The sequence below is a fragment of the Clostridium sp. genome (assembly GCF_032552055.1).
Classification (GTDB): domain Bacteria; phylum Bacillota; class Clostridia; order Clostridiales; family Clostridiaceae; genus Clostridium.
The window spans coordinates 1-3,162 of sequence record NZ_JAWGSV010000316.1 but is presented as its reverse complement, the minus strand read 5'-3'; the positions used below and the strand labels follow the sequence as shown (position 1 = coordinate 3,162).

The window sequence follows — 3,162 nt, the reverse complement described above, 5'->3', positions numbered from 1 at the left end:
ATCATAAATATTATTGCAAGCACAATCATTACAGGAGATACTTTAACTCTGTTTTCTTTATCCTTGCATATTACATTGTAAATTAAATTAATAATAACATATGATAATATTCCTAAAGTTAATCCATCTCCAATGCTATATGTTAAAGCCATTCCAGCAATTGTAATAAATGCTGGTAAACCTTCAGTAATATTATCGAAATCTATATTTTTAACAGCTCCAAGCATTAAGTAACCAACATAAATTAGAGCTGGTGCAGTTGCACATGATGGAATAGCTATAAATATTGGAGAAAAGAACATAGCAATTAAGAATAAAACTCCTGTAGTTATTGCTGTATATCCAGTTCTTCCACCTGCTGCAACTCCTGTTGAACTTTCAACATATGTAGTAACTGTAGAAACTCCTAAAGCAGCTCCTATAGTTGTAGCAATAGCATCTACTAATAAAGCTCTACCTGCGTTTGGAACATTTCCTTTTTCATCTAGCATATTCGCTCTTGAAGCAACACCTACTAGTGTTCCAACAGTATCAAAGAAATCAACAAATAAGAAAGTACAAATTACCACGATTAATTTACCAGCAGACTCCGCAGTAAAGAAATGTGAAAAATCAATTTTCCCTGCTATAGGTGCTATACTTTCAAATTTAAATATACCTTCTGGTAAAAATATACCAAGGTTTGCTGCCACTTCAGGATTCATTAAAGCATATCCCCAAGCTAATAAAGTACTAGTTAAAATACCAAATAATATAGATCCCTTAACTTTTCTCTTATCTAATACTGCAATAATTATTAATCCAGTTAAAGCAATCATTACTGTAGGTGAAAATTCTCCCATTTTTACTAATGTAGCATCATCATTTATAACTAATCCTGAACCAACCATTCCAATAAATGCTATGAATATACCTATACCTGCTGTAACTGCATGCTTCATAGTCATAGGTATTGAATTAACTACCGCTTCACGAACTTTGAATAATGATAAAAGTATAAATATAATCCCTTCAATAAATACTGCAGTTAATGCCATTTCCCATGATATTCCCATGCCAATTACTACTGAAAAAGCAAAGAAAGCATTAAGTCCCATTCCAGAAGCTAAAGCAAAAGGTAAATTAGCAAATAACCCCATTAATATACATCCAATAGCTGCTGCTAAACATGTAGCTGTAACTAATGCTCCTGCTGGCATTCCTGCTTCAGATAGTATGTTAGGATTTACTGCAACTATATATGCCATAGTTAAAAAGGTAGTAACCCCTGCCATAATTTCTCTTTTCATATTTACATTTTTGTTTTGTAAAATAGGTAGTAAACCTTGTTTTTGTTGTGAGTTTTCCATTTGTATCCCCCTATGTTTTTATTCGTAAAAAAAATTCTAAGATTCATCTTAAATAAGATAACTCTTAGAATTTTGAAAATGCCAATAAGCACCATACTCATAGTCAAGATATTTACGGTATCTCGGTAGAAACTTTTGACCCTTATCGTCAATACTATATGAGTTATCCTTCTTACGAATATTATTATATATTCTTCGCGCTTTTTTGTCAATAACTACGTATAAATTACATTCTTTTTTAATTATGATTCGTATTTTTCTTAAAAGATTCTTTTATATCAATAGCTTTGTCACTTGATAATGCTACCATAAGCTTTATTCTTGCCTTTTGACCTGGCATACTTTCTTCGAAAAATACTCCTAAGTCCTTAAGCATTTTTCCTCCACCATCATATCCATAGGATTCAAAGACTCTCCCTTCAAAACATCTAGAAACAATAACTACAGGAATATTGCTATTTAAAGCTCTTTTTATTCCATCAACCATTTTAGGTGGTACATTTCCTCTTCCTAGTGCTTCAATAACTATACCTTTATAATTATTGTCAACTAAGAAATTTAAATACTCAGAATCCATATCAGCTGCACATTTAATTAATGCAACTTTTTCTACTACTTCAGATATATTATATACTCTATGTTTAATAGTTTTTCTATAAAATAAAACTTTATTATTATCTACTATTCCTATAGGTCCAAAATTAGGTGTCTTAAAAGCACTTAATGCCATTGAATTAGCTTTAGTTACTTCTGATGCAGAATTTAATTCTCCATTAAAACATACTAGCACTCCTCTTCCCTTTGCATCCTCAGAAATTGCAGTACAAATTGAAGTAGCTAAATTAAATGGTCCATCATATCCAAGTTCTGAACTACTTCTCATAGCACCTGTTACTACTATTACTTTTTCTGTATCAATAGTTAGATCTAAAAAATATGCCGTTTCTTCTAAAGTATCAGTTCCATGAGTTAAAACAACACCTTCTATATCATCTCTTTCAACTAATTTTTTTATTAATTTACTTAATTCAACCATATCTTCTAAAGTCATATGAGGTGAAGGTTTACTAGAAAAACTATACGACTCTACTTCTGCATAATTTTCAATTCCAGTAACCATAGACATTATTTCTTCCCCTGTAAGACTAGGCACTGCTGCTTTTATTCTTTCATCTACCTTCATAGATATAGTTCCACCATTAAATACTACTGCTACCTTTTTCATGGCTCTCCTCCTAAAGTTTAATAAGAAAATCAAAAAGGGCTGCTTAAAAACAACCCCAAATTAACAATTACAAATTTTAAAACAAATAAATATAATATATTGTTGGTAGGGCGGCGTATCCTACATCTCTTTTTACTGAACCAGCGTATGAGGAGCCTTTTCTCACCTCAACAATTAATTATTAAAACTACTATATTATTATATATCCTTAATTCTTTACTTTCAACTATTAATTAATCAGTATATCTTATTAATTTACCACTAAAGATTCTGCTATCAATCTTACTATCTGTTATTGGATACATGGTAGATACATTAATATAGTCTTTCCTATAATCAATTTCAATACCTATTAGTATATTTACATTTCCTTCTTTAATAAACTCAATATGAGCTCCATCATCAGTTATACAATATACCCCTACATAGTCTGGGCCTTCTATTACACACTTCATATATTCAATAATATTTCCTAATACTTTTTTACTTAAATGTTTACCGTGCTTCTTTTTAATATGCTTTAATACCCCTGGGGACGCATATATGGTACCTGTAAATTTCACTCCTAAGTCTTCAGCTAATTTATTA

At 30.7% G+C, this 3,162-nt stretch carries 3 protein-coding genes and 1 riboswitch; all 3 genes read right to left on the bottom strand.

Features of this window, described 5'->3' with window-relative positions; all coding sequences use genetic code 11:
• On the bottom strand, nucleotides 1–1,349 hold a 1,349-nt coding region (locus E6248_RS14810), incomplete at its 3' end, for an NCS2 family permease (RefSeq protein ID WP_316341552.1).
• An 80-nt stretch (nucleotides 1,350–1,429) separates the two neighbouring features.
• Nucleotides 1,430–1,531, bottom strand: a riboswitch (purine riboswitch).
• Between the two features lie 56 nt (nucleotides 1,532–1,587).
• Nucleotides 1,588–2,574, bottom strand: coding sequence for an asparaginase (locus tag E6248_RS14805; protein WP_316341551.1), 987 nt, complete (start codon nucleotides 2,572–2,574; stop codon nucleotides 1,588–1,590).
• A gap of 233 nt (nucleotides 2,575–2,807) precedes the next feature.
• Nucleotides 2,808–3,162, bottom strand: a 355-nt coding sequence (locus tag E6248_RS14800; RefSeq protein ID WP_316341550.1) for a hypothetical protein, incomplete at its 5' end; no start/stop codon positions are given.